The sequence below is a fragment of the Facklamia sp. P12945 genome (assembly GCF_050409485.1).
GTDB lineage: Bacteria > Bacillota > Bacilli > Lactobacillales > Aerococcaceae > Facklamia.
Window position 1 is genome coordinate 96,543 of sequence record NZ_JBNUPJ010000002.1, and the last position, 25,070, is coordinate 121,612.

At 36.9% G+C, this 25,070-nt stretch carries 21 protein-coding genes; 1 reads left to right on the top strand and 20 read right to left on the bottom strand.

Annotated elements, in window-relative coordinates; genetic code table 11:
- Positions 1-105 precede the first annotated feature (105 nt).
- The 20 genes from metG to uvrA form a co-directional block, all read right to left on the bottom strand.
- On the bottom strand, positions 106-2,142 hold the full coding sequence (gene metG / locus ACQV2X_RS01215; RefSeq protein ID WP_428873202.1) for a methionine--tRNA ligase: 2,037 nt from the start codon (positions 2,140-2,142) through the stop codon (positions 106-108).
- A 119-nt stretch (positions 2,143-2,261) separates the two neighbouring features.
- Positions 2,262-3,686: an NlpC/P60 family protein gene (locus ACQV2X_RS01220; protein ID WP_428873201.1), complete on the bottom strand. Its 1,425-nt coding sequence runs from the start codon at positions 3,684-3,686 to the stop codon at positions 2,262-2,264.
- A gap of 194 nt (positions 3,687-3,880) precedes the next feature.
- Complete coding sequence (gene tyrS, locus ACQV2X_RS01225) at positions 3,881-5,149, bottom strand: tyrosine--tRNA ligase (RefSeq protein WP_428873200.1); 1,269 nt, start codon at positions 5,147-5,149, stop codon at positions 3,881-3,883.
- A gap of 65 nt (positions 5,150-5,214) precedes the next feature.
- Positions 5,215-5,394, bottom strand: a complete 180-nt coding sequence (locus tag ACQV2X_RS01230) for a hypothetical protein (protein WP_428873198.1) — start codon at positions 5,392-5,394, stop codon at positions 5,215-5,217.
- Positions 5,395-5,404: 10 nt separating this feature from the next.
- On the bottom strand, positions 5,405-6,091 hold the full coding sequence (locus ACQV2X_RS01235) for an NAD(P)H-dependent oxidoreductase (RefSeq protein WP_428873197.1): 687 nt from the start codon (positions 6,089-6,091) through the stop codon (positions 5,405-5,407).
- Between the two features lie 128 nt (positions 6,092-6,219).
- Positions 6,220-7,308, bottom strand: a complete 1,089-nt coding sequence (locus ACQV2X_RS01240) for a hypothetical protein (RefSeq protein ID WP_428873195.1) — start codon at positions 7,306-7,308, stop codon at positions 6,220-6,222.
- 61 nt (positions 7,309-7,369) lie between these two features.
- Positions 7,370-8,782 carry an ATP-binding protein gene (locus ACQV2X_RS01245; protein ID WP_428873194.1) on the bottom strand — a complete coding sequence of 471 codons (1,413 nt, stop codon included), beginning with the start codon at positions 8,780-8,782 and terminating at the stop codon, positions 7,370-7,372.
- Between the two features lie 2 nt (positions 8,783-8,784).
- A complete protein-coding gene (locus ACQV2X_RS01250) occupies positions 8,785-9,495 on the bottom strand; it encodes a response regulator transcription factor (RefSeq protein WP_428873193.1) in 711 nt (236 codons plus the stop codon).
- Between the two features lie 185 nt (positions 9,496-9,680).
- Positions 9,681-10,097: a single-stranded DNA-binding protein gene (locus tag ACQV2X_RS01255; protein WP_428873191.1), complete on the bottom strand. Its 417-nt coding sequence runs from the start codon at positions 10,095-10,097 to the stop codon at positions 9,681-9,683.
- Positions 10,098-10,169: 72 nt separating this feature from the next.
- Positions 10,170-11,090 (bottom strand): DNA-binding protein WhiA, encoded by a 921-nt coding sequence (gene whiA, locus ACQV2X_RS01260; protein WP_428873190.1) that lies wholly within the window; start codon positions 11,088-11,090, stop codon positions 10,170-10,172.
- A 32-nt stretch (positions 11,091-11,122) separates the two neighbouring features.
- Complete coding sequence (locus tag ACQV2X_RS01265) at positions 11,123-12,157, bottom strand: gluconeogenesis factor YvcK family protein (RefSeq protein ID WP_428873189.1); 1,035 nt, start codon at positions 12,155-12,157, stop codon at positions 11,123-11,125.
- A complete protein-coding gene (gene rapZ, locus ACQV2X_RS01270) occupies positions 12,129-13,055 on the bottom strand; it encodes an RNase adapter RapZ (RefSeq protein WP_428873188.1) in 927 nt (308 codons plus the stop codon). The genes ACQV2X_RS01265 and rapZ overlap by 29 nt, the downstream gene beginning before the upstream one ends.
- A gap of 142 nt (positions 13,056-13,197) precedes the next feature.
- On the bottom strand, positions 13,198-14,916 hold the full coding sequence (locus tag ACQV2X_RS01275; RefSeq protein WP_428873187.1) for a phospho-sugar mutase: 1,719 nt from the start codon (positions 14,914-14,916) through the stop codon (positions 13,198-13,200).
- 141 nt (positions 14,917-15,057) lie between these two features.
- Complete coding sequence (trxB, locus tag ACQV2X_RS01280) at positions 15,058-16,002, bottom strand: thioredoxin-disulfide reductase (protein WP_428873186.1); 945 nt, start codon at positions 16,000-16,002, stop codon at positions 15,058-15,060.
- Between the two features lies 1 nt (position 16,003).
- A complete protein-coding gene (locus tag ACQV2X_RS01285; RefSeq protein WP_428873185.1) occupies positions 16,004-17,056 on the bottom strand; it encodes an NAD(P)H-dependent glycerol-3-phosphate dehydrogenase in 1,053 nt (350 codons plus the stop codon).
- Positions 17,057-17,066: 10 nt separating this feature from the next.
- Complete coding sequence (gene lgt / locus ACQV2X_RS01290) at positions 17,067-17,900, bottom strand: prolipoprotein diacylglyceryl transferase (RefSeq protein ID WP_428875177.1); 834 nt, start codon at positions 17,898-17,900, stop codon at positions 17,067-17,069.
- Positions 17,893-18,834, bottom strand: coding sequence for an HPr(Ser) kinase/phosphatase (gene hprK, locus ACQV2X_RS01295; protein ID WP_428873183.1), 942 nt, complete (start codon positions 18,832-18,834; stop codon positions 17,893-17,895). The genes lgt and hprK overlap by 8 nt, the downstream gene beginning before the upstream one ends.
- A 122-nt stretch (positions 18,835-18,956) precedes the next feature.
- Entirely contained in the window at positions 18,957-19,250 is a 294-nt protein-coding gene (locus ACQV2X_RS01300; RefSeq protein WP_428873182.1) for a PspC domain-containing protein, read from the bottom strand.
- The gene (locus ACQV2X_RS01305) at positions 19,250-20,995 is read right to left on the bottom strand and encodes a DUF4097 family beta strand repeat-containing protein (RefSeq protein ID WP_428873181.1); all 1,746 of its coding nucleotides are present in this window, start codon (positions 20,993-20,995) and stop codon (positions 19,250-19,252) included. Before ACQV2X_RS01305 ends, ACQV2X_RS01300 begins: the two co-directional genes overlap by 1 nt.
- A gap of 188 nt (positions 20,996-21,183) precedes the next feature.
- Positions 21,184-24,030, bottom strand: coding sequence for an excinuclease ABC subunit UvrA (gene uvrA / locus ACQV2X_RS01310; RefSeq protein ID WP_428875175.1), 2,847 nt, complete (start codon positions 24,028-24,030; stop codon positions 21,184-21,186).
- Between the two features lie 196 nt (positions 24,031-24,226).
- On the opposite strand from uvrA, the gene ACQV2X_RS01315 reads away from it, so the two are divergent.
- Complete coding sequence (locus ACQV2X_RS01315) at positions 24,227-24,913, top strand: phosphoribosylaminoimidazolesuccinocarboxamide synthase (RefSeq protein ID WP_428873179.1); 687 nt, start codon at positions 24,227-24,229, stop codon at positions 24,911-24,913.
- Positions 24,914-25,070: the final 157 nt, after the last annotated feature.

Sequence of the window (25,070 nt, forward strand, 5' to 3'; positions counted from 1 at the left end):
TCCTCTCCAATCTTTTGTTATTTTAACATAACTCGTTCTTTTCAAACAGATAGGCTCATTAAACATAAAAAGGACAAGTGCGAATACTTGTCCTTTTTATTCTTTTTACCCAATCAGTGAACCATTTTTGGCTTGATCTGGGGCAAAAACTAAATGTAAATCTTTGCCACTTTCAGCAGATAAAATCATACCTTGACTAATATGACCCATCATCTTTCTCGGTTTAAGATTTGCCACAACCAAGACTTTTCTGCCAATTAACTCTTTGAAATCCGGATAGTATTTTTTAATACCCGATAAGATTTGACGATGACCTTGGTCACCTGCATCCAGTCTAAAGCGTAACAACTTATTGGAGCCTTCTACTTCGTCGACATCAATAACTTCTGCTACTTTAATTTCAGTTTGAATAAAATCATCAAATGCTACTTCTGCCGTTTCAGCATAGCTTAACTGAGTTGCTTCCGGGTCCCAGTCAGGATCAGATACTGTTAAATTAGCTGAAGAAATATCCTTTTGACTTTCAAGAGACATGGCTTCTTGTAAATAAGTAATCTCTTCTTCCACTTCCAAACGAGGAAAGATAGGAACACCTTTTTTAATTACCTGCGCATTTTCTGCAAATTGACCAAAAACTAGATCGCTTAAATTAGCGTTTATTTCTTCCTCAACACCCAATTGTTGGAAGATTTCCAATGGAGCCTGTGTCATAAAAGGTCTTAATAAATGACCGATGATGCGTAAGCTTTCTGCCAAATGGAACATTACAATGGCTAAACGATCTGTTAATTGTGAGTCTTTTGCTAAATTCCAAGGTTCAGTTTGATCAATATACTTGTTAGATCTAGAAACAATCGCCATTAAGGCGTCAATCGCTTTATCAAAAGCCATTAATTCCATTTTTTCATGGTATGCTTCTAAATGATCTGTTAAATAATTAGTGAACTCTTTATCCAAATCATTTTGTGACTGCAAAACTTGCTTGTTAGGTACGGCACCTTGGAAGTATTTATTAATCATCGCAACAGTACGGTTGAGCAAGTTTCCTAAGTCATTGGCTAATTCAGTATTGATGCTTTTAACGAAGTCTTCTGGTGTAAATACAGAATCACTCCCCAAACTCATCCCTCTTAAAAGATAGTAACGAGTCGCATCAAGACCATATCGTTCAATCAAAATCTCTGGGTAAATCACATTCCCTTTGGATTTAGACATCTTGCCATCTTTCATGACAATCCAACCATGGGCATAAATACGTTTCGGTAAAGGAAGATCTAAAGCCATTAATAAGGCGGGCCAATAAATCATATGGAAGCGCGAAATATCTTTGCCTAAGACGTGAATATCCGCAGGCCAAAACTTTTTAAAAGCTTCATCATTATCGCTACCATAACCTAAAGAGGTGATATAATTAGATAGTGCATCAATCCATACATAAACAACATGTTTAGGATTTGTCTTCACTGGGATTCCCCAACTGAAGGAGGTCCTTGATACTGCTAAGTCTTCTAAACCAGGTTTGATAAAGTTATTAATCATTTCATTTTTTCGAAATTCAGGTAAAATCACTTGATCATCGGATTCGTAATATTCAATTAACCGATCCGTATATTTGGCTAATTTAAAGAAATAAGATTCTTCTTTTACTAGCTCTACTTCATGGCCGGAAGGAGCAATTCCTCCCACGACATTACCCTTTTCATCTTTAAAGACTTCCGCTAGCTGCGTTTCGGTAAAATACTCCTCATCACTGACTGAATACCAACCTGAATATTCACCCAAATAAATATCGCCTTGTTCTAATAATTGGTCAAAAATCTTTTGAACCGCTTGAACATGATAGTCGTCAGTAGTACGAATAAAATGATCATTAGTTATTTCTAGTTTTTGCCAAAGCTTTTGAATTTCTTCAGCCATTTCATCAACATATGCTTTGGGCTCTAAATTTAATTCCTCAGCTTTTTGTTCAATCTTTTGACCATGCTCATCAGTTCCAGTTACAAAGAAAACATCGTAACCCATTAAACGCTTATAGCGTGACATAGTATCAGCAGCAAGAGTGGAATAAGCATTTCCTATATGCAATTTACCACTGGGATAATAAATCGGTGTTGAAATATAAAAAGTTTTTTGTTCGGTCACGGATGAGTGCCCCTTTCAAATAAATTATCTCTCATATTATATCATAGATTAGAAGCAGTCTTTTGCTTAATTAAATGATTGTATAAAAAAAGAGTCAGTTTCCTGACTCTCATTAATTTTTATAAGACTCTTACCGCAAACGATGGGGTAAATGTTGAAATGTTTGAGTAACCTAAAGGTGTGCCTGGTTGAGAAGCATGAATATAATTTCCTCCACCAGTTGCTAAAGCAACGTGGTAAGTTCCTCCAGGACTACCCCAGAAGTATAAGTCACCTGCTTGTGCTTGGTCTATTGAAATTCTAGTGCCCGCATTTTCTTGAGCACCAGTCCATCCACCAATTTCCATACCATAGGTCTCTTTGAAAACATATTGAACAAACCCTGAACAGTCAAATCCTGCTGGAGATTTACCTCCCCATACATAAGGGATACCAATATATTTTTCAGCATTTCCGATTAATGATCCAGTATTATAAGACAAGTCTGGCGCTTGGACTTCTTCAATTACTTCTGCAGTGGTTGCAATCACTTCAACCGCTGTTGTTTCTAATGGCTCAAGACTCGTTTCAACAACTTGTGTTGTTTCAACTGGCGCAACAGTGGTTTCGATAGCTTGTGTTGTCTCAATAGGCTCTAAACTTGTTTCTACTGCTTGAGTTGTAACAACTGCTTCTTCACTTTCAATTGTCTCTAGTGAAGCAACTACTTCATATGAAACTTCTGCTGTTTGTGTAGTCTCTTGAGATGTTTCAATTGTTTCTAATGGTGCTACTTCTGAAGTTACAACATCTTCACTAGATTCAACAACTGCTTCTTCAACTGCTTGTGTGTTCTCAATAATTGCTACTTGAGTTGCCGCTTCAAAGGCCGCTGCTTCTGCTTCTAGAGCTAGACGGTTTTCTTCAGCTAATTCTGCTTGTCTAGTTAATTCTGCGTAAGCTAATTCTGCTGAAGCTGTTTCAACTTCTAAATCACCTTTTAATGCTTCTAAGCTGATCATTTTATCAACTTTTGTTGCTTTAGCTTTTTCAGTCGCTACTTTTTTAGCTTCAACACTTGCCATGTCTTCTTTTTGACTATTTAATAAATCCTTATTAGAAGAAACCAGCTTGATAATTACATCCATTCGTCCAACGAAATCAGAAAGTGATTCTGAAGATGCTAAAATATTTAGGTAGTTGGTAGTTCCACCTTTTTCTTGAATAGCAACCGCTTGTTCAGCAATTAACTCTTGACGCTTGTCAATCATTTCTTGTAGTTCTTCAATTTCTTGGTTTAATAATTCAATTGTTTGGTTATCGTCTGAAATCGAATTTTGAAGTTGCTCAGCCTCTTCTTTAATTGTTTCAATTTGATTGTATGAATTTACTAACTGAGCATATAGCTGAGTTTGTTCAGCATTTAAATTATTTACTTGATAATCAATGTTTGCATTAATACCCTCAATATCTTGAGCATAGATTGGTAAACTACTAACTGATGAAAGTATAATTGATGAAGTTAATAATGTCGTTAATAGCTTCTTAGAAAATTTGATTTTCATTCTTATTAGCTCCTCTTTGAACTTTTATTTAAATATATCTATTGATACTTTTCTCTTAACAAGAATGATATTAACACATTAAACATCAAAAAAGGGCGTTTTCGTTGAATCGTATAAGACTTGTAACCTTATTGAAACATTTGAACAGATAAAAACATCCTTAGAAATTTTCTAAGGATGTTTTGAACCAACCGCTATTTTAAAGTGACCAGTGTATAGTGTTTTTTCCCGCGTCTGACAATAATATAAAGGTCTCCAATGGCATCTTTTTGACTGATTTCATAATCCAAATCAGTTACTTTTGTGCCATTAATTAATATAGCACCGTTGCTAACAAATTCTCTGGCTTGTCTTCTGGACTGAACGATCCCTGTCTCCACTAGCCAGATTACAATATTCATTGCTTCTTTATTCGCTAGTGCATGCGGCATATTTTTAAATCCTGCTTCAATTTGTTGAGTAGTTAGATTACCCACATTACCGGTAAACAGAGCGTGAGTAATTTTTTCGGCTTCTTCTAATGCTTCTTGACCATGCACAAACCGTGTGATTTCCTCAGCTAAACGACGTTGTCCCTTTCTTAAATGCGGTTGTTCAGCCACTTCTTTTTCTAAAGCTTCAATTTCTGATTGCTCGAGGAAAGTGAAATATTTTAAATATTTAACAACATCATCATCTGCTTGATTAAGCCAGAATTGATAAAATTCATAAGGAGTCGTCTTTTCTGGATCTAACCAAACAGTTTCTCCTCCTGCTGATTTGCCAAATTTAGTACCGTCTGACTTAAGCATTAAAGGAATAGTTAAACCATAGGCCTCTGCTTCTGTTCCTTCCATACGACGGATAAAATCTAAACCTGCTGTAATATTTCCCCACTGGTCACCACCACCGACTTGTAATTGAACATTTTGTGTTTGGAAGAGGTAATGAAAATCAACGGATTGAAGAATTTGGTAGGAAAATTCAGTAAATGAAATTCCATTCTCAAGTCGACTGGCTACAACATCCTTAGCCAACATCGTATTAACATTAAAGTGTTTACCATAATCTCTCAGAAATTCTAATAAAGAGAGTTTACTTAACCAATCATAATTATTCATTATTTTGAAAGTATTATCAGCCGAATCCCCTTTTAAGAACAGTTTTTCCATTTGTTGTGTCAGCTTCTGAGCATTTTTTTGGACTACTTCCATTGTTTGTAAGCTTCTTTCACTGGTTCGACCTGAAGGATCGCCAATCGATCCTGTTGCCCCTCCAATCAAGACAATCGGTTGGTGACCGGCTAATTGAAACCGCTTTAAAACCATAAAAGGAATTAAATGCCCAATATGCATAGAATCCCCCGTTGGATCTACTCCGCAGTATAAGGCAATCGTTTTTTTAGATAATAGCTTCTCTAAACCCTCTGCATCTGTTTGTTGATTGATAGCGCCTCGCCACTTTAAATCTTCAATTATTGACATCACATTCACTCCCACTCGTTCTTTCGTTTTAGTATAAAGTCTATTCTACTATCTTGCAAGCCTATCTAAGACCAAGCTTTGGGACTCCATGCATTAGCATCTAATTGGTCTCTATTTTGTTCAATTCTCTTCTCTTGCTCTTTCAAAACAGCTAAAGCTACCTTTAAAACAGCACGACTTGGATAATCTTTGCAACTTTCTACCCATTTTTCAATAGGAACTTGGAACATCTTTGCTTTTTTCATATTATCTTTACTACTCCTCATCAAAAAGTTCTAATTCTTTTAGCTCGTCTGCTTGGTCAATTAATTTCTGAATAAATTGGTCATATATATGCTGATCAAGCGGGTCTAAATTTAATTTTAGTCGATCAAGTTCTTCTAACAAAACATTCACCTTATCTTCTAGTAAATAAAGTCGACCTGTTTTTAAATAAGTCACGTAATCAATCATTAAATGATATTTTTCTTCTTCTGTTAAATAATGAAATTGTGAAATAATAAAAGGTGGACGATACTTCATAGCAAAATCGTTTGCCCAAGCATAATAAGGTGACATTAAGTCCGCTAAACTAACTCCCGCTCGTTCACCTGGTTGAAAACTTTCGAGTCTAGAACCTACCGTTAATACAATTCCAAATTCTTTATCTTGTAAAATTTTCACTGTCTGTTTAAAGTTTAATTGATCATTAAACACTTGGTCCATCCAAACCTTTAAGATAGCCGGTGCTTGATACCAATACAGAGGAAATTGAAATAAAATACGCTCATAATCAGCCATTCTTAAAAGCTCTTGTTTGGAATCAAAAAAACCTTTGTCTTGCCACTCAGCCGTTAAATCAACGTAGTCTGTTTGGGTGAGCGCTTGGCCACTAGCTAATAAAAATTGCTGGCTAGAAGAATTTGCTAGCTGATCATGGGCGATAAAGCATAAAACATCCATATCTTTCCTCCTTATTTCTTATATCCAATTATTTTAACAAAAGCACTCCAACTTCCAATAAATAACCTTTTAATAAAAGGCATGAATTGAAGGTGAAGTGCTTTTCTTAATTAAAAATCAAAGGCATATTAGTAATAATTATCGTCATTAACTTCAGATGTCTCGATTACTTGTGTCGATTCAACTGGTTCAGATGTTCCTGGTCGAACAGTTGTACTTGGAGGTGTTGGCTCTGGATTAGTCCATGAGTTTTCTGGTTCCTCGTAATAATAATCGTTAGAAGTCTCAACAGTTTCAGCTATCTTTTGAGTTGTTTCAACTACTTCAACCGTTGTTTCCTCTGATCCTTCGAAAAGTTCCTTATTATCTCCAAGAGCTTGACTTAAACGCTCAGATGGTTCCAAAGAGCTAACTAAGAGTTGATAGTATTGTGGCACATCTTTAGCTATTTTTGCCACTTCCTTAATCACTTTATGGGTATAAGTATCCGCTTTTTTATTCATTGTTTTATATAGAGAAGGAAGTGAATTTTTGACTTCTAATAATCGCTGATCGAATTTGCGCATAGCTTGTGCTATTTTACCAATATTACCATCAACGATATCAATTTTTTCTACATCTTTGAAAAGTTCTAAAAGTTCATCACCTTCAACAACACTTTCTTCCACTTGATCAATCAGAAGATTAATCGCCTTTTGAAAAGCATCTAATTCTACTTCTTGATTTGAATCCGAAGTCTGCTCATCAATTCCAATTTCTTCATAGTAATATTCTTCTTTTACCTTGAGCACTTTTTCTTTAGTGAGCCCTTCGCGGATCATTAAATCTTCATTCACTTCATTTCCACGGATAGCATCTTTGGTTCCTGCAAAGAAGTCATTGACCTCATTTTGTGCTTGGAAACGTTTTTCAATTTCTTTCAACTGATCAAGATATTGATTCTTAACAGTCGTTGATTCATTCAACTTATTAATATTCTTTTTAATTGGGTCTATCATTTCCACTTGGAATGATTCTTTTAAGAAATCTTGGTTTTCATCATAATATAGCTCATCAATTTGAGATTGAATATCGTCCAAAATGTTGGTGAATTCTTGGTTAGGCTTTTGAACAAGATTAGCTTTTGAATTTGAATTTACGTAAGCGTTCAAAGTAATGACTCCTACTAAACCTAAAATAAGAGCAATAGATATTATGCCTTTTAAAGTTTTCCCCACTCGATAGTCCTCCTTATCATGTCAGTTTTGTTAGTTATCATTAACAAGGGTACATTATAGCTTATTTGTTTTGACGTGGCAACGTTATTATAAAAACTGACCCTTTATTGAGTTCGCTCTCAACTTCTATTTTCCCATTATGAGCTTCAACCAAGGATTTGACAACAGCCAAACCGATGCCAGATTCCCCAAACTTTGTGTTTTTTCTTGAAACATCAACTTTATAAAACCTTTCCCATATGGAACGAATCTGATCGGTGTCAATCCCAATACCATGATCGATCACTTTTATTTGAGAACCTGCGTCTACCATTTTAGCTTCTAAAACAATCTCACTATCTTGCGAAAATTGAATGGCATTGGTTACTAAATTAATCAAAACTTGAGTAATACGATCATAGTCTGCCCATAAAGTGAAATCTGGTGCAATTTGACTAACTAATTGATCATTCTTTTCTTTAGCTTTTACTTGTAATTGGGTTTTTATATTTTCAAATAAAACTTCGGTATTGATAGAAACTTTATTTAGGCTGATTTGTTTGTTACGTATTCGTTCATAATCTAAATTTTCATTAACTAAACGTGTCAAGCGCTGCGTTTCAGAGTGGATGAGTTCCAAACTGCGATCCACTTGATTTTCAGGAATCATATCGTAACGTAAACCTTCTAATAATCCACTCATGGTTGTTAGAGGGGTTCGCATTTCGTGAGCCACATCCATCATGAATTGTTTCCTTAATGTCTCTTGTCTTTCAACTTCCGACTCATATTGAACAAGAGAATCTGCCATCTTTTGAAAATCTTTAGATAAATCAGCAAATTCATCCTGACCTTTGGTATTCACCTTAATTTCATAATTTCCAGAGGCAATTTCTTGACTGGCTTTTCGCAGCTGTTTTAACTTATTAGTCTGATAGATTGAAAAGAGAACACTCATCCCTAAGCCTGCAATACCTGCTAATAAATAAGCAAATAATACTTTTTCTTGCATGGCCGTCACTTTTTCTTCTAAATCTTCTAGTGGTGCCCCTAAACTAATAAAACCTGGAGGAAAACCTGCTACTTGATTTTCTTTCAAAGGAATGTAGACCGTTGCCATTTGTAACTGCGTGTCTGGGTCTACGTATCTTTGTGAGTAGCGTAAACCAACATTTCCACCCTTAGCAATCTGTTCCAGATCTTCTTTACTCAACTTCGAACCAAAGCGCTGATCATAAGTAGGATAAATTATTCGTCCATCGGACAAATTCACTTGGATAATTATTTTTTCACTTGACAGTAACTGGGATGCACGAACCAAATCTTCTCTCGAAAAATAATTATCAACTATATTTTCACCATAACGCAAGAGCTGCAATTCACGATCCTCATAGATCTTCTTTTCCATATAATCGGAAATACGGTATGCAGAAACCGTTAGGGCAGTCAATAATACTATTAAGAAAACAATTATTTGCTGCCATAAGAACTTCATAATTAATCACCTAGTTCTTCAAATTTATAACCAACTCCCCAAACTGTTTGAATCAACTGGGAACCATAACGCTCTATTTTTTGTCTTAATTTTTTTATGTGTGCATCTACTGTTCTTTCATCACCAAAAAAGGGATCTTCCCAAATACTCTTGAGTAATTGCTCTCTGGTAAACACTCGCTTAGGATGCTGAGCAAACATTACAAATAAATCAAATTCCTTAGGTGTTAAACTCTCTATTTTTTTATCGTGATAGTAAGCTTCACGTGTAGAAGTATTGATTTTGACAGTTTTTGTTTCAATATCAAACTCATTTTCTTCTTTAACAGCTGCATCAGCTGAAACTACTTGTGCTCTTCGATGCAGAGCTTTCATCCTCGCTAATAACGTCAAGGGACTGAAGGGTTTGGTTACATAATCATCCGCGCCCATTTCTAAACCAATCACTTGGTCGCTTTCAGAATCTTGAGCAGTTAGCATAATAATAGGCGTCTCTTTAGAAATCTGTCTAATTTTGCGACAAATGGTCATTCCATCCATAGAAGGTAGATTTAAATCCAGAATAACAATGTCCCAAATGTTAGGTTGCGTCCGATAGGCTTCAAATCCTTCTTTTCCATCACCATGAAAGCTTGCTTCAAAATTTTCTTTTTCAAAGAACATCCCCATCATTTCACAAACGGATTCATTATCCTCAATCATTAATATTTTCATTTGGCTTCCCCCTTTTTAAGAACCTACTGTTTTTTCTATTATACACAAATCTTATTATAAGAGACACTAGGTCTTCTCCACTCAGTCCAAGGTAGTATATAACAATTATAGTTTTTGGGCTTATTATTTTATAAAAACAAAAAACCGAGCAAGTATTTGCTCGGCAACTTTTTTAAAACAGCTAATCAATTTGAAATATCATTTAACACTTGCTGAATCGTTTCTTGGGACACCTGCATATCTTCCGCCTTCATCTCCATCTCTTGATTAGAAACCGCCTTAGATTTCGGCTTATCCAAGAGAGTAATTTCGCTGGCATTACATTCAATAACATAAATTTCTTCTTTTTCAGCGTTGAGATAGCTGCGACTTTGCATCATTCCTGATAAAGCAATGCGTTGCCCCTTGCATGCATACTTGTGAATCAATTTTGCCAAACCGTTCCAAGCGACGAAAGGAATAAAGTCAGTCACTGATTCACCATTACGATCGCGAAAAGGACGTTTGATTGCAATGACATTATTAGTAACAGCCGCTGAATCGCCAACCTCTTTTAACTGTATGTCTCGACATAATCTACCAACAAAAGTTACTTGATTCATATAATTCCTCCTTAATGGTGTTAATATTAAATACCAAAAAAGAAGTTTAAAAGTGCTAAGCAAATATATTATTTAGATTTTTTCGGCCAATTCAACAATTTTTCTCAACCGATGATTAACTCCCGATTTCGAAATAGGTCCGTTAGGAATTTGCTCTCCCAACTCTCTTAAGCTCATATCTGGATTTTCAATACGAAAACGTGCCATTTCTTCTAATTTTTCCGGTAAAGAGGACAATCCTTTTTTGGCTTCAATTCGTTTAATAGCTGCAATTTGTTTTTGCGAAGCATCAATTACTTTATTAAGATTAGCGTTTTCACAATTAACTAAGCGATTAACTGAATTCCTCATATCCCTAACAATCCGCACATCTTCAAATTTTAAGACTGCTCGATTGGCTCCAATAATTACTAAAAAGTCAGCGATTTTCTCTGCCTCTTTTAAGTAGGTGATATATCCGTTTCTACGAGCAATTGTTTTTGCATTTAAATGAAAATCATTCATCATTTTACAAAGATCTTCATTATGATCCTCATAACTCGAGTATATTTCTAAATGATAAGAGTTTGACTCCGGATTATTCACCGAGCCTCCCGCTAAAAAGGCTCCTCGCAAATAAGAGCGCTTCTTTGGGTCGTTTTGCATTATTTCGGGAGCCACTCTTGAGATGAGGCTTAATTGATCAAAAATTTCTAAATCTTCTAAAATTTCTTGTACATGATAACGACAGCGCACAATATAGACATTGTTCTTTTTTAATTTCATTTTGCGCCGAACAATCAGTTCGCTTTCAGCATCAAAGTAGTCCTTGAGTAAGGTATATAACCTTCTTGCGATTGCAGCATTTTCACTTTGTACATTTAAAATTAGCTTTTGTTGATAAATAGAAACCGCACCATTCATGCGGATCAATGCCGCTAATTCTGCTTTGGCATGCTCTTTGTGAACTTCTAATAATGTACATTCTTTTTTTACTTCTGCTGCAAATGTCATCCTACTCTCTCCTTAACCAACATTTAGTCCATTTATAAAACTGAGTGCTTATTTGAATCAGAACTATTTTTATCAAGCAAACGCACACTATTCAATAAGTGCCCTAATTCTTCAACAACCTTATCCGTATCATGATAAGCGCCGCCTTCTTTCATACTTAAAAACTCACTAGATATAACCCGACATCCTAAACGACGCAAACCATTGAAATCGTGTTTTACTTGAAGCAGATACTCTTTGTTTGGTTGATTGATAATATATTCTTTGGGAACTTCTGTAGTATTAACCAAAACGGTATCGACAAATCGAACTCCCAAATGATTATGTAATACTTCAATATGATCTGCATCCGTAAAGTTTTCTGTTTCTCCTAATTGAGTCATAATATTACAAATATAAACTACCTGAGCATTGGTTTTTGATATCGCTTGTCCAATCTCATCAATCATTAAATTGGGCAAAATAGAAGTATACAAACTGCCTGGACCTAATACAATTAAGTCTGCTTCCATGATTGCTTCCACAACCCTTGAAGAAGCCTTAACGGCAGGTTTTCCTTCAATAGTCATTACATTAACTTCTTGAATGCGTTTACGATGGTGAGCTATTTTCGACTCGCCAACAGCAATCGTTCCGTCTTCAAATAAAGCTTGCAAAATTAATGGTTCAGGAGCTGCTGGTAGGATTTGACCATTAATATTCATAAATTGCGATAAGATATCAATGGCTTCCGACAGTGAGCCTTTCATTTCCTTTAAAGCGGCAATCAAAAGATTTCCAATGGCATGGCCTGCTAAAAAATCATCATCCGTGTTAAAGCGATATTGAAAGAGTTCAAGTAAGACTGGGTCTGCTTCGGAAAGAGCTGACATACAGTTACGGATATCTCCCGGTGGAACAACGTTAATATAATCACGAATAACGCCAGATGACCCTCCGTCGTCGGCAACAGTAACGATTGCTGTAATGTTGGCATCTAATTTCTTTAGCCCTCTTAAAATTACAGGCAAGCCGGTTCCCCCACCGATTACCGCAACTTTATAACGAGCTTGACGCATCTGATTCATTTCTAGCAACCTTCTTTAATACTTGGTTTTGGTTTTTTGCCATATCACGGTGATTAACATTTGTACAATAATTCATGCGAGTAAAATGTTCGCCAATTCTTTCAGCTAGGGCCACTGAACGGTGTTGCCCCCCTGTACAACCAATCGCTATCACAGCCCTACTTTTGCCTTCGCGTTTATAGCCAGGAACACAATAATTTAATAAGTCGATTAGCTTATTATAAAAAATTTGACTTTCCGGTTGACTCATAACATAATCATAAACCGCATTATCCACTCCAGTTAATCCTCTTAAATCTTGAATATAATAAGGGTTAGGTAAAAAACGCACATCCATGACAACATCTGCATCTATTGGAAGACCATACTTAAAACCAAAAGAGACTACATCTATTCTAAAGGTAACTTGCTCCTTTTCAGCAAAATGTTCCATAATATAAGCTCTTAGTTGTCTGGGTTTCATTTCAGAAGTGTCTACAATCATTTGAGCACGCGTTCTTAAATCGCGTAATAACTCTTTTTCTTTAGCAATCGCACTCAATGTTGAGACTTCATTTGCTTGTGATAATGGATGATGTCTACGTGACTCCTTATAACGAGAAACCAATTCTTGGTCATTGGCTTCTAAAAAGAGAATTCTTGAAGTAACATCTTGATTATTATCCATCGTACCGATTATATCCGATAACTCATCAAAAAACTCCCGTGTTCTTAAATCAATTACCATAGCGATTTTAGTGATTTTACCTGATTCTCGCATCAATTGCCAAAAGGTTGGCAAAAGACTTGGCGGCATATTATCGATGCAGTAATATCCAAGGTCTTCAAAACTTTGAACAGCAACGGTTTTGCCTGCACCACTCATCCCAGTGATAATGACTAATTCCAAATTTGACATGGTCTCCCTCTTTTCTTGGTGAATATTTATTACTCTCTATTATATCACAAATTAATTTCTACTCTATCTATGAATCTTTTAGCTAAAAAAGCTGCTGAAATCCACTTTCTTAAAAAGAAAAAGATTTCAGCAGAGATTTAACTTACTTAATCAATTGATTCAAAAAGGCCTCTAAACTCACTATTTTGTCATTTGCAGCCTGTTCACTTTTAGCTTTAGCGCCCATATATAATTTTATTTTTGGCTCTGTGCCACTTGGTCTTAAGGCAATCCATGATCCGTCTTTCAATTTATATTTTAAAACATTGGATTTAGGATATGAAAGACTGGATTGTTTACCATCTGCATAAATCAAATTACTATTTAAATAATCGTAGGCTTCGGCAACAGGAATACCAGCTACCTCCGTCAAGCGATTAGCCCGCGTTTCATTCATTAACGCTTCCATTTCTTGCTTTCCATCAAGTGATGTAAAAGAGATGGATAAAGTTTTTTCTTTATAATAACCATATTCTTCATAAATTGACATTAGCGCTTGTGCGAGGGTTTTGTTTTGTTTTTTATAAAAGGCTGTAATTTCAGCCAACATTACTAAGGCTTGAATAGCATCTTTATCACGTGTAAAGCTCTTCAATAAATAGCCAAAACTTTCCTCAAAGCCCATAATGAAGGTGTGCGCTTTTGATTCTTCGTACTGTTTAATTTTTTCTGCAATAAATTTAAAACCTGTTAAAACATCTACCGTCTCAACCTTATAGGCTTTAGCAATTTCTTCTGCTAGATCTGTTGAAACAATCGATTTTATGATTACACCATTTTCAGGTAATTGATCTTTGGCTTGGTATGCTTTTAACATATAGTTCAACATTAAGCAGGCGATTTGGTTTCCTGATAGCAATTGATAATTTCCTTCTTGAGTACGAATCATCGCACCTAAACGATCAGCATCCGGATCTGTTGCTAAAAGAATATCAGCTTCAATATTTCGCCCAATTTGTTCAGCCAAGTCAAATGATTCAGGCGATTCAGGATTAGGGGATTTAAGAGTTGGAAAACCTCCATCTGGTTCTGCTTGCTCTTCAACAACATGGATGTTAGAAAACCCTGCTTGTTCTAAAGCCTGCATCCCTAGATACATTCCCGTACCGTGTAGTGGAGTAAAAACAATTTTTACTTCTTCTGCCATCTCAGCAATTAGATTAGAATCAATCGTTACTTTAGCAATCTCAGCTAGATAAGCTTGATCCACACGATCACCAATAATTTCAACTTTACCTGACCCTAACAATTCCGTCTTATTTCCTACTTCAATGACTAGTGGATCTTCAATGGACCGTACAAACCGAGTTAACTTATCCGCATCTTCTGGTGGCATTTGACCGCCATCTTCACCATAGACCTTATAACCATTATATTCTGCCGGATTGTGACTAGCCGTTACCATGATACCCGCATAAGCATGTAAATAACGCACAGCGAAGGACAAGGTAGGTGTTGGACGTAGGCTTTCATATAAATAAACCTTAATTCCGTGCTTACCTAAGACTAAAGCGGCTTCCATTGAAAACTCGGGGGAATAGTGTCTCGAATCATAGGCAATAACAACACCACGCTCTTTTGCTTCTTGACCTGCTTCATTGATTAACATGGCTAAACCTTCTGTTGCTTGTCTAACTGTATAAATATTCATTCGGTTCGGGCCCGCTCCTATAATACCGCGCATCCCTGCCGTACCAAAGCTTAAAACATTATTAAAAGCATCTTTTGTTTCATCGCCAGCTTGTTCTTCTAGAGATTTCTTGACCGCTTGGTCAAGATTTTCTTTGTTTTTCCATTTTTTATATAATTCACGCCAAGGCATATTCTCGCCACCTTTCTCATTGTTATTTATTATATCATGATTGGGATAAAATAGTAGAAATTTGACTAATCTCCCACGTTTTTAGTTATTTCTTAAAAAGACTTACCTTTAAAAATAGCTAAGTCTGATTAATTATAAAAATTAGTCTGCTAAGGTTTGAATATATTGGTAAGCCATATGGCCTGCATGACTCCCGTCGCCAACAGACGTGGCAATTTGACGTAAATGTGTTTGGCGAACATCTCCTACAGCAAAAATGCCCGGAATCCGCGTTTCCATTTTTTCGTTGGTGATAATCCATCCTTCTTCATCCGTAATATCTAGATGGCTAACCAACGAAGAGTTCGGCACTAAGCCAATGTAGATAAAGACTCCCTCACAAGGATATGTGTAGCGTTCGCCGGTTTTTCTATTTCGTAAGAACACGCCTTCTACGGATTGATCACCTATAACTTCTTCAACAGTCGTATCCCAAATGAAGTCAATTTTATCATTTTTGAAAGCACGCTCTTGTAATATCTGTTGAGCTCTAAGACTGTCTCGACGGTGAACAATGGTTACTTTATCAGCAAACTGAGTGAGGTAAATTCCTTCTTCGACAGCCGAATCTCCCCCTCCTACAACCACTAAGTGGCGGTTACGGAAAAAGAAGCCATCACAAACAGCACAATAAGAAACTCCTTTACCACTTAAAAGATTTTCCCCTGGAATATCTAACTTTCTATGCTGAGATCCAGTAGCAATAATGACAACAGGTGCTACATAGATGTTCTTGCTGGTAATGACATGTTTTACTTGGTCATGTAAGTCAATTCCAACCACCGTTTCCATTGAATGCTGCGCGCCAAACTCCATAGCAGATTCAAAAAATTTATGAGCTAATTCTGGACCGGCTATTTTAGAAAAACCTGGATAGTTCTCTACATCAGCCGTATTATTAACTTCTCCTCCTGGTAGACCCTTCTCAAGAATAATTGTTTTTAAATTGGCACGTGAAGCGTATAGGGCTGCCGTCATTCCTCCAGGGCCAGCGCCTACTATCACAACATCGACATTAATCATTGTCTTTTCAATCGTATCTTCCATCTTATCTTCCTTTCTCTGAGGTGATCACTTCATTGTGTTGGGCTAAAGAGGCTTCTTGTTTGCCAGAGCGATTCATTAATTGACTAACCACTTCTTTAACATCCGCTCCTTGATAAAGAACTTGATAGAGGCCATTAGTAATTGGCATATCGACTTGATATTCTTGTGCCAACTCATAAGCTGCCAGGCAAGTAAAAATACCCTCAACCACCATCTGGACTTCTTCTGTCACTTCTTCAACGGTTAAGCCTTTAGCCAACAAATTACCAGCTTGCCAATTACGTGAATGAATGCTGGTACAAGTTACAATGAGGTCTCCAACTCCACTTAAACCAAGAAAAGTTAGCGGGTCTGCCCCTAAGCGTATACCCAAACGCGATATTTCAGCCAAGCCCCGTGTAATTAAACCGGCCTTAGCATTGTCCCCGTAGTTTAAACCATTAAGAATTCCTGCGCCTAAAGCAATAATGTTTTTCAAGGCAGCGCCTAATTCAACCCCTATCACATCCGTGTTAGTGTATACACGGAAATAATTATTCATAAAGAGCTCTTGAACAGTTTCAGCAGCTTCTAGCGATTCACTGGCCGCGGTAACGGATGTAAGATCTTCGCGTGCGACCTCTTCCGCATGGCTAGGACCGGATAAGACGACTAAAGCTCTGTAAAGATCTGTGGTCAGCTCTTCTTGAAGCACTTGAGAAATACGCAAGTGACTTTTTTGTTCAAGTCCTTTAGACACATGAATAATTAAAGGAGGTCGCTCCATTTTGACTAAAAGTTTATTTACTTCTTTAGAAACCTTACGAATTGCTTGGGTGGGTACTGCAAAAAGCAAGACTTCTGCTTTCTTTAAGGCTTGTACTAAATCAAGCGTTGCTTTAACAGTCTCATTCAGCTCAAATTCTTTAAGAAAATGCGAGTTGGTATGTTGTTGATTAATCTCATCAACCACCTGAGGATCAATGCTCCAAATAGTAACACTATGTTGATTGTCTGATAAGACTTTTGCTAGAGCAGACCCCCACGAACCTGATCCTAGAATTGTAATGTTCATTTTTTTCTCCTTATCTTGCAATATCTGATTCCTTATAGAAGGGAAGTGTCAAGTGGACTCTTCGATAAATCATAATTGAAATAGCACTTACAACGATAATTAACGAAAAAACTTGTGAGACTCTAAAAGGTCCCCAATAAAGACTATCTGTTCGTAAACCTTCAATCCAAGCTCTACCTATACCGTACCAAACTGCATAAAAGCTTGCGACTTCTCCTTCTTTTAAGAAACGCTTCCTTCTTATCGTCATAATTAAAACAAGACCGATAAAGTTCCATAAAGACTCAAATAAGAAGGTGGGTTGACGATATTGCCCTTGGACTTCCATTTGATCAATGATAAAAGTAGGTAATCTTAAATTTTCTAAATAGGAGCGACTCACAATCCCTCCGTAAGCCTCCTGGTTAATAAAATTACCCCACCGCCCAACAATTTGTGCCAACATCAAGGCAGGTGCTGCCATATCCATTTCTAATGCTGCATTTAAATTATCTTTACGAATAAAATATATTAAGGTTAGAAAGCCCGCAATAATTCCGCCATAGATTGCAATACCACCGTTCCAAATAGCAAAAACACTCAACAAATTATCTTGATAGGACTGCCAAGAAAAGGCTACATAATAAATTCTAGCCCCTATAAAACCGATGATAATTGCCCAAAAAAGGCGATCAAAGGCCTTATCTGGATCGGCCCCTTTACGTTTAACTTCCCTTATATATAAGAAATAGGCCAATAACATTCCGAAACCAATGATTAGCCCATACCAATAGACAGGCCAACTTCCAATATGAAAGGCGATGCGATCTATCTTCATAAAAATTGAGCCGAAAGAATTAATCATTAGTCACCTCACGATTAGACATGATCAAAGCATCTAATTTAGCATTAAAGGCATCTGTAGCATCAAAGCCCATACTGTTGGCTCTGAAATTCATAGCGGCTGCTTCAATAATAGCTGCTAAGTTCCGTCCTGTTTTTACCGGTATTCTCGTTCTTGGGATTTGAACATCAAAAATCCGGTCGTATTGTTGACCAGACCCTAAACGATCATATTCAATTTGTCCATCATCTAATACCATCTCGATAATTAATTCTAACTTTTTAGAACGTACAATGGCCGAGACTCCATAAAGACTCATTACATCAACAATTCCCAAGCCACGAATTTCTAATAAGTTTTGTAGAATTTCCGGCGCTTCACCAATTAGGGTTAGCTCATCCACCATAAAAAATTCTACTCGGTCATCGGCTACTAGACGGTGACCCCTTTGAATCAACTCTAAAGCGGTTTCTGATTTGCCGACTCCAGAGGTGCCTGTTAACAAGACTCCCATCCCAAATACTTCAAGAAAGACTCCATGCTTTGAAAAACGCTCTGCTAATTGTCCTTCTAAATAATTGGTTAGATTTGCCAAGACCCGGCTAGTACGAGAACGAGCTGAAAGTAGTGGCACCTGACGTTCTTTAGCTATTAAAATAAGTTCTGAAGGTATAGATATTTTTCGAGCGACTACAATAGCAGGCGTATCTTCACGACAGATAGAGCGGAATTTCTCAATACGTTCTTGGCTAGTCAAGGTATCTAAATAAGCTGTTTCTGTTCGACCGATTAATTGAATCCGATCACTCGGATAGAATTCTTTGAAGTCTGCCAGAATAAGTCCTGGTCTTGAAACTTCACTGGAAACAATTTTCTTATCGACATGTTCATGACCATAGACAATCTCCACATCTAAAGTTTCAGTTAATTTTTGGACTGTCACATATTTTCCCACGGTCCGATCCTCCATTCATTTTTCTCTAAAATGGTATCATAGAAAGAGCCTTCTGACTAGCAAATGGCGCTATCATTAAAAATGAGCCCTCACCTAATAAGATGAGGGCTCGTTTTATTTTTCTAAAAGTCACTCCAGTTATCGTCATCTTGAGGAGTAATATCTTTAATCACCTGATGAGAATTAGTTTCTGAATATTTCTTTCCTTTACGACGTAAAGAGGGTTTGCCAACTTGATAATCATAGGGTATAATAACCGCCATTAAAATGTATGGGAAAAAACCCACTCCTGCTGAAAACATAGCAATCAGAAAAATTAAACGGACTAAAGTCGAATCAATATTAAAGTATTCTGCTATACCACCACAAACACCAAAAATGCGGCGATCGGATGATGAGCGTGTTAATCGTTGCATTATTTACCTTCCTTTCCTGTCTCAGAATCTCCATCTTTTAGGTACAAATCTCCAAAGGTAATACTTGCATCAATCTGAACTTCTTTCTGATCCAGATGACCGGGACGATTGTATATAAATGATTTACCACCATCAAAAATTTCTTGTCGGTCTAAGCCAGACATTCGATGCTTAATTTGTCCTTCAGAGAGATTACCTCTTGCGGTGAAAGCCTGTTCTTTTAGTAAGCTGACTTTAAGGTCGCCATGAACAGCTGAAAGTGAGATGTTAGCTGGTTCGATATCTTTTTTAGTAATGTAACAATCTCCATTAACTGTACTGGCCTTAATATTACCAACTGGTCCAACAATTCGGAAGTCTCCATTAATATTTTTAAGACTAGTTGTTTGGATGGTTGAGTTTTTAATTTTTACATCACCATTGACTAGATTCAAACCTAATATATCAGTTGAGATGTTTTTAAGTTTAACATCTCCTAATTTTGTGTCAATATTCACTTCATCTGCCTTGGTATCAGCAAGACGGATGTCTCCTCGCTTACTAGAAATGATTAGATTGTTTACTTCCATTTGTTTGACTCTTATATCTCCATTAAGGGTATTTAAAACAACTGAATGATATAGCTTATGAGGCAAGCTGATCTTGGCATCCATAGCTAAATTCATAGCATCCACATGAAAAACCAATTTATTTTCAATGGTGGTTATAGTTACTTTTTCTTTGAACAAGTCAACCGTTAGCTTATCTTGTCCACCCATCAGCTTAATAGCAGCCTCTACTAAAATGTCGTCGCCTTCATGGAATTCTACTTGTAAATCACCATTTAATACATTAAAATCCATCGCTGTTAAAGTTGCTCCATCAAAGGAAAAAGTATGGTCTAATACTTGACTCTTAATCCAAGGCACATTGAAAGATACATTAACATCCTTAGTGGTGAAATTATTGAGTGAGGATTTTATCAGATCCTTCACTTGCTTGCCAAGGCGTTTACCTTCTCTGCTTGCTTCTTCTTTAAATTGGTGCGCTTGCTCAGTAAGAACTTGGGTGGAATTAGAAATAAACCGTTTAAATTCAGGGTCAGCTTGTTGATTTTCTTTACATTCTTCATATAGATCCTCTTGCTGATCATAAAGTCCTTCGACTTGCTGTTCTAAATGCTTAATTTCACTGTCAATCGCTCTTTCTTGTAAGGTAAAATCTTTGACCTGATCTTTCATCTCAGTGGTCAGTTCTTCAATTTCAGCCAGAATTTCTAGTTCTCTTAACCGCTGTTGGATAATAATCTTTTCTTCATTAAATTGATGAAGTCGCTCATTAACCTCTTCAATTTCTTGCTGAATGGCCTGCCCTTTTGTTTCAAAAGCTTCAGCCTTTGCTTGATAAGAAGCATGTTCTTCTTGATCACTGGTCTGTTCTTTAAAAGAAGGTCTGTCTTTTGTTTCTTTACGGTTTTCCAGTGAATCATTGACCTCTTTAACGACTTGATTGCTTGCTTGAGCTACTTCTTTCACTACACTTGTCCCTGCATTCACTGCTTGATCTACCATTGAACGAACCAGGCGGTTGAGGTCATCTTTTACCAATGTCTTGCTCTCAATTTTAGTGTCTTTTGTCTTAGCGCTATCCTCAGTAGGTTCTGATGAGTCGTTTGCCATACCACCTGCTTCAAGTAATCTTAAGGCTTCATCCATAGATATAATTTTTTGTCTAACTAATTCGATAATTCTTTCTTTCTCGTTCATAATAATCCTCCTAATTTATACTGACCCTCTTCATCTTCTATTATGCTAGTTAATTACTCTTTAATCATAGGTCCCTAGGCTGATATTTGTTTTTAAAGAAATCGTTATCTGATTCCTGTTATTAGGATAGCGGTTATTATTAAAAAAGCATAGGCCGGACGTCTTAATTTCCCAGCCTATGCTCTCTATTATCGAAAACCCTTATCTTTATCGCGCTTCAAAATATCTTTTAAAAATTTGCCAGTATGACTCTTTCGTTTTCTAGCGATTTCTTCCGGAGTACCAACAGCCACTACTTGACCTCCGTGACTACCACCTTCGGGCCCCATATCAATAATATAGTCTGCCGTTTTAATTACATCAAGATTGTGTTCAATAATAACTACCGTGTTGCCAGCCTCTACTAATCGATTAATAACATTCATTAATTTAACAATATCATGAACATGTAATCCAGTAGTCGGTTCATCCAAAATATAAAGCGTTTTGCCATTGGAAACACGATGAAGTTCAGCGGCTAATTTCATTCGCTGTGCTTCGCCACCCGATAAAGTGGTTGCCGATTGTCCTAACTGGATATAGCCTAAACCTACGTCTTGCAGCGTTTTCATTTTGCGCGCTATCTTTGGATGCGCATCAAAAAATTCCACTGCTTCATCGACTGTCATATTTAAGACATCACTTATCGATTGTCCTTTGAATTTAATTTCGAGTGTCTCTGAATTGTAACGGGCGCCATGACAGACATCGCACGGAACATAAACATCTGGGAGAAAATGCATTTCAATTTTCTTAATACCTGCTCCACCACAAGATTCACAACGTCCTCCCTTGACATTAAATGAAAATCTTCCTTTATTGTAACCGCGAATTTTAGCATCATTAGTATTCGCAAATAATGCACGAATGTCATCAAAAACAGAAGTATAGGTTGCCGGGTTAGACCTTGGAGTTCGACCAATTGGACTTTGATCAATTTCAATCACTTTTTCTAGCTCTTCAAATCCACTGATATCTTTGAATTTACCCGGTCTTTCCTGAGTAGAGGTTAACCGCTTAGCTAAGGCAACTTTTAAGATGCGATTCACTAAGGACGATTTGCCAGAACCGGAAACGCCAGTCACACAAGTTAAGCGACCAATTGGAAAAGAAACATCGATATTTTTTAAATTGTTTTCACGAGCACCCTTGACCTCAATCCAACCTAAGTCTTCCTGTCTACGTTTTTTAGGCACAACAATCCCTTTTTCGCCCCTTAGGTATTTACCAGTAAGAGAGTCAGGGTTCCCCATTACCTCTTGAGGGGTTCCAGCAGCTACAATTTTTCCTCCTTGATCGCCCGCACCAGGCCCAATATCGATTAGGTAGTCAGCTGCTAACATGGTCTCTTCATCGTGCTCAACAACAATTAGGGTGTTCCCTAAATCACGCATCTCCATTAATGAATGAATTAAGCGATCATTGTCTCGTTGATGCAAGCCAATTGAAGGTTCATCCAGTATATAAAGCACGCCGCTTAGTCGCGAGCCAATTTGGGTAGCTAAACGAATCCTTTGAGCTTCTCCTCCTGACAACGAGCCTGCAATTCGATCGAGTGTCAAATACTCCAATCCCACATTATCTAGAAAAGTCAAACGATCATTGATTTCTTTCATAATCGGTTGAGCAATCATCAAGTCATGCTCATCAAATTGTATATTTTCAAAATGTATTTTTGCCATATCAATAGACAATGCTGTCACTTGAGCAATATTTTTATCAGCCACTCTTACACTTAAAGCTTTTTCGTTCAAGCGTTGACCTCTACAAGTTGGACACTCTAACTCTTGCATATAATTACGCAAAACATCTCGCATATAATCTGAACTTGTTTGATTATAGCGTCTTTCAACATTATTAAAGATCCCTTCAAATGTCTGATCAACCGTTCGCTTCTTACCACCGTGCATGGGTTCAAAGGTAAATTTAAAGTGAAAGTTAGGTTGCCCATATTTGAGCGCTTCTTGTTGGTCCTTGGTTAATTCTTCATAAGGAAGGTCCATTGGGATACCGTAAGCTTTAGCAAATTGTTCTAGCATAGAAGCATAGTAGCCCGAACCTTCTTTGCCCCAAGGTAAAAAGGCTCCCTCACGCAAAGTTAAGGTTGGATCAGGAATAATTAAATCTTCATCAGGAGTTAAACGAGCACCCAAACCATCACAAGCCGGACAAGAACCGAAGGGTGCATTAAAAGAAAAAAGTCTTGGTTCTAACTCTTCAATAGAAAAATCACAGTATGGACAAGTATAATGCTCATTAAAATAAAGTTCCTCTCCATCAATTACATCTACAACTAAATAACCTTTAGAAGCATTCACTGCTGTTTCAACGGAGTCATAAAGTCGAGATCGAATCCCTTCTTTAATCACAATTCGATCGACCACAATTTCAATAGTATGACTGACTTTTTTTGAAAGTTCGGGAACTTCGGTTAAATCAAATATTTCTCCATCTACTCTTACACGAACATAACCTTCTTTAGCTACTTGCTCCAACACTCTTTTATGCTGCCCTTTTTGATTCCTTACAAGTGGTGAAAGAATTTGAATTTTACTGCGATCTGGTAATTCCAATAAGCGATCCACCATCTGTTCAACAGATTGTCTAACAATGGGTAAGTTGTGACGAGGACAGTAGGGAGTCCCTACTCTGGCATAAAGCAAACGTAAAAAATCATTAATTTCAGTAGCTGTTCCTACGGTTGAGCGCGGGTTCTTACTGGTTGTCTTTTGATCAATTGAAATGGCGGGACTCAGACCCTCAATCGAATCGACTTCCGGTTTATCCATTTGCCCTAAAAATTGACGTGCATAGGCTGACAAACTTTCTACATACCTTCTTTGGCCTTCTGCATATAGGGTATCAAAGGCAAGTGATGACTTGCCAGACCCCGATAATCCAGTCACTACAACTAATTGATCACGAGGTATTTCTATGTCTATATTTTTTAAATTGTGGGTTCTTGCACCCTTGATGGTAATTTTATCTTTAGTCAAAATAATCCCTCTCTTCTCTGTCCGTAAAAAAACTCTTCACCTCATTATAACACAGGTCACTTTCTAAACCAGAAAATTTGTTCGTATGTTTTCCCGAACGTTTAACTGGAATTTCGTTTATTCATCTAACTTTTTATACTCCTTAAGATAGGGGTGTGCTAAAATTAACTTATGTTAATAAGAAAGGGTGTTGAAATTGCAATTAGTTTATAAAGGCAAAACAAAAGACGTCTACTCCTTGGAAAATGGAAACTACCTCTTAAAATTTAAAGACGATGTCACTGGAGAAAACGGTGTCTTTGACCCTGGGGCGAACTCTGTTGGTCTATCTATCGAAGGCGTTGGTCGTGCTGGTTTAGAAATGTCTCAATTTTTCTTTGATAAAATCCATCAAGCTGGAATCTCAACACACTTTGTTAATGCAAACATGGATGAACAAACAATGGAGGTTAAGCCTGCTAAAGTGTTTGGTAAAGGTTTAGAAGTGATTTGCCGCCAAAAAGCAGTGGGTTCTTTCTTCCGTCGCTACGGTGATTATATTGAAGAAGGCAGTGATCTTCCTCAATACGTGGAGTTCACAATTAAAGATGATGATCGTCAAGATCCACCAATCACTAAAGACGGATTAGTTGTTCTTGATATTTTATCCGCTGAACAAGTAGACCGCACCGTTGAGCTCACTCGTCAAATTACAACCATTGTATCTGATGAATTAAAAGCTCATGGTCTTGATCTTTATGATATTAAGTTTGAATTTGGTACTTTACAAAACAACGATGAAGTTGTCCTAATTGATGAAATCTCTGGTGGTAATATGCGTGTCTATAAAGACGGCCAATATATTGAACCATTGAAATTACACCAATTACTATTTAAAGCTTAATTCCTATTTTAAATCTAAGCCAAATAATAAAATCAAAGCGTCTCTCGATTAAATAATCGAGAGGCGCTTGTTTTATTCCTATTTTCCTAGGACTATGGTCTGATTTTTTAAAAAACTACTTTATCTGCCGTAGTAATTGTTTTATAATTTAAATACT

Bases quoted from the DNA above. Each gene is read 5' to 3' on its own strand.
- ACQV2X_RS01245 (WP_428873194.1), bottom strand. From the start codon at position 8,782: ATGAAGTTCTTATGGCAGCAAATAATTGTTTTCTTAATAGTATTATTG.
- ACQV2X_RS01275 (WP_428873187.1), bottom strand. From the start codon at position 14,916: ATGCCTTGGCGTGAATTATATAAAAAATGGAAAAACAAAGAAAATCTT.
- rapZ (WP_428873188.1), bottom strand. From the start codon at position 13,055: ATGTCAAATTTGGAATTAGTCATTATCACTGGGATGAGTGGTGCAGGC.
- tyrS (WP_428873200.1), bottom strand. From the start codon at position 5,149: ATGTCAATAATTGAAGATTTAAAGTGGCGAGGCGCTATCAATCAACAA.
- ACQV2X_RS01235 (WP_428873197.1), bottom strand. From the start codon at position 6,091: ATGGATGTTTTATGCTTTATCGCCCATGATCAGCTAGCAAATTCTTCT.
- ACQV2X_RS01265 (WP_428873189.1), bottom strand. From the start codon at position 12,157: ATGAATCAGATGCGTCAAGCTCGTTATAAAGTTGCGGTAATCGGTGGG.
- ACQV2X_RS01285 (WP_428873185.1), bottom strand. From the start codon at position 17,056: ATGAACATTACAATTCTAGGATCAGGTTCGTGGGGGTCTGCTCTAGCA.
- lgt (WP_428875177.1), bottom strand. From the start codon at position 17,900: ATGATTAATTCTTTCGGCTCAATTTTTATGAAGATAGATCGCATCGCC.
- whiA (WP_428873190.1), bottom strand. From the start codon at position 11,090: ATGACATTTGCAGCAGAAGTAAAAAAAGAATGTACATTATTAGAAGTT.
- ACQV2X_RS01230 (WP_428873198.1), bottom strand. From the start codon at position 5,394: ATGAAAAAAGCAAAGATGTTCCAAGTTCCTATTGAAAAATGGGTAGAA.
- ACQV2X_RS01220 (WP_428873201.1), bottom strand. From the start codon at position 3,686: ATGAAAATCAAATTTTCTAAGAAGCTATTAACGACATTATTAACTTCA.
- ACQV2X_RS01300 (WP_428873182.1), bottom strand. From the start codon at position 19,250: ATGCAACGATTAACACGCTCATCATCCGATCGCCGCATTTTTGGTGTT.
- trxB (WP_428873186.1), bottom strand. From the start codon at position 16,002: ATGGAAGATACGATTGAAAAGACAATGATTAATGTCGATGTTGTGATA.
- ACQV2X_RS01255 (WP_428873191.1), bottom strand. From the start codon at position 10,097: ATGAATCAAGTAACTTTTGTTGGTAGATTATGTCGAGACATACAGTTA.
- ACQV2X_RS01305 (WP_428873181.1), bottom strand. From the start codon at position 20,995: ATGAACGAGAAAGAAAGAATTATCGAATTAGTTAGACAAAAAATTATA.
- ACQV2X_RS01250 (WP_428873193.1), bottom strand. From the start codon at position 9,495: ATGAAAATATTAATGATTGAGGATAATGAATCCGTTTGTGAAATGATG.